The 2,936-nt window shown below is 54.1% G+C and carries 1 rRNA gene; it reads right to left on the minus strand.

Annotated elements, in window-relative coordinates:
- A 23S ribosomal RNA gene (locus D3P09_RS27240) occupies positions 1-2,932 on the minus strand.
- Positions 2,933-2,936: the final 4 nt, after the last annotated feature.

A 2,936-nucleotide genomic window follows, 5' to 3' on the forward strand; every position in this document is an offset into this window, starting at 1 on the left:
TAGGATAAGCCCTCGACCGATTAGTATTCGTCAGCTCCACACATTGCTGTGCTTCCACCCCGAACCTATCAACCTCGTCGTCTTCAAGGGGTCTTACTAATTGGGAAATCTCATCTTGAGGGGGGCTTCACGCTTAGATGCTTTCAGCGCTTATCCCGTCCGTACTTGGCTACCCAGCGGTGCTCCTGGCGGAACAACTGGTACACCAGCGGTACGTCCATCCCGGTCCTCTCGTACTAAGGACAGCTCCTCTCAAATTTCCTACGCCCGCGACAGATAGGGACCGAACTGTCTCACGACGTTCTGAACCCAGCTCGCGTACCGCTTTAATGGGCGAACAGCCCAACCCTTGGGACCTACTTCAGCCCCAGGATGCGATGAGCCGACATCGAGGTGCCAAACCTCCCCGTCGATGTGGACTCTTGGGGGAGATAAGCCTGTTATCCCCAGGGTAGCTTTTATCCGTTGAGCGATGGCCCTTCCATGCGGTACCACCGGATCACTAAGCCCGACTTTCGTCCCTGCTCGACTTGTAGGTCTCGCAGTCAAGCTCCCTTATGCCTTTGCACTCTTCGAATGATTTCCAACCATTCTGAGGGAACCTTTGGGCGCCTCCGTTACATTTTAGGAGGCGACCGCCCCAGTCAAACTGCCCGCCTGACACGGTCCCTGCACCGGTTTCACGGTGCCAGGTTAGAACTCCGATACGATCAGGGTGGTATCCCAACGGTGCCTCCACCGAAGCTGGCGCTCCGGCTTCAACGGCTCCCACCTATCCTGTACAGATCGTACCAAAGTCCAATATCAAGCTGCAGTAAAGCTCCATGGGGTCTTTCCGTCTTGTCGCGGGTAACCTGCATCTTCACAGGTATTAAAATTTCACCGGATCTCTCGTTGAGACAGCGCCCAAGTCGTTACGCCATTCGTGCGGGTCAGAATTTACCTGACAAGGAATTTCGCTACCTTAGGACCGTTATAGTTACGGCCGCCGTTTACTGGGGCTTCGGTTCACAGCTTCGGGTTACCCCTAACCGCTCCCCTTAACCTTCCAGCACCGGGCAGGCGTCAGCCCGTATACTTCGCCTTACGGCTTCGCACAGACCTGTGTTTTTGCTAAACAGTCGCTTGGGCCTTTTCACTGCGGCCCCCTCGGGCTATTCACCCTACCGAGGCACCCCTTCTCCCGAAGTTACGGGGTCATTTTGCCGAGTTCCTTAACGAGAGTTCTTCCGCGCGCCTTAGCATGCTCTGCTCGCCTACCTGTGTCGGTTTGCGGTACGGGCACCTAAATCTAACTAGAGGCTTTTCTCGACAGCCGGAGTACATGACCTTCGCTACTGCAATTTTCGCTCCCCATCACAGCCCAGCCTAACAGTTGACGGATTTGCCTATCAACTAGCCTCACTGCTTGGACGGGCTATTCCATCAGCCCGCGTCACTGCCCTTCTGTGTCACCCCATCGCTCAAACGATCTTCGGTGGTACAGGAATTTCAACCTGTTGTCCTTCCACTACGCCTTTCGGCCTCGCGTTAGGTCCCGACTTACCCTGAGTGGACGAGCCTTCCTCAGGAACCCTTAGGCTTTCGGCGGACAAGATTCTCACTTGTCTTTTCGTTACTCATACCGGCATTCTCACTTGTATACTGTCCACCAGTCCTTACGGTCTGACTTCAACCTATATACAACGCTCCCCTACCCAATGCAGCAAGCTGCAATGCCATAGCTTCGGTGGTGTGTTTAGCCCCGTTACATTTTCGGCGCAGAGTCACTCGACCAGTGAGCTATTACGCACTCTTTAAATGGTGGCTGCTTCTAAGCCAACATCCTGGTTGTCTGTGCAACTCCACATCCTTTCCCACTTAACACACACTTGGGGACCTTAGCTGATGATCTGGGCTGTTTCCCTCTTGACAATGGATCTTAGCACTCACTGTCTGACTCCCGGTAAGCATGTCGATGGCATTCGGAGTTTGACTAGACTTGGTAACCCTTGGCGGGCCCCGCACCCAATCAGTGCTCTACCTCCACGACACTCATATCCGAGGCTAGCCCTAAAGCTATTTCGGGGAGAACCAGCTATCTCCGAGTTCGATTGGAATTTCTCCGCTACCCCCACCTCATCCCCGAATTTTTCAACATTCGTGGGTTCGGGCCTCCAGTGCGTGTTACCGCACCTTCACCCTGGACAGGGGTAGATCACACGGTTTCGGGTCTACGACCACGTACTCAAATCGCCCTATTCAGACTCGCTTTCGCTGCGGCTCCGGCTTTCCACCTTAACCTTGCACGGGATCGTAACTCGCCGGTTCATTCTACAAAAGGCACGCCATCACCCATAGAAAGGGCTCTGACTTCTTGTAAGCGCACGGTTTCAGGTTCTTTTTCACTCCGCTCCCGCGGTGCTTTTCACCTTTCCCTCACGGTACTGCTTCACTATCGGTCACCAGGGAGTATTTAGCCTTGGCAGATGGTCCTGCCGGATTCCGACGGGGTTTCACGTGTCCCGCCGTACTCAGGATACACCTCGGAGAGTGCTGGCTTTTGGTTACAGGGCTTTTACCTGCTATGGCGGGCCTTTCCAGACCTCTTCGCCTAACCCATTCCTTTGTAACTCCATGTGAGATGTCCTACAACCCCTACGGATAAATCCGTAAGTTTGGGCTAATCCGCGTTCGCTCGCCGCTACTGACGGAATCACTTTTGTTTTCTCTTCCTCGGGGTACTTAGATGTTTCAGTTCCCCCGGTATGCCTCTCATCAACCTATGTATTCAGTTGATAGTAACTGGGCATTACCCCAGCTGGGTTTCCCCATTCGGAAATCCCCGGATCAAAGCCTGCTTACGGCTCCCCGAGGCGGTATCGTTGTTCGCCACGTCCTTCTTCGGCTCCTGGTGCCTAGGCATCCTCCGTGCGCTCTTACTAGCTTAACCTAGT

The organism is Paenibacillus pinisoli (assembly GCF_003605435.1).
In the GTDB taxonomy this organism is placed as follows: domain Bacteria; phylum Bacillota; class Bacilli; order Paenibacillales; family Paenibacillaceae; genus Pristimantibacillus; species Pristimantibacillus pinisoli.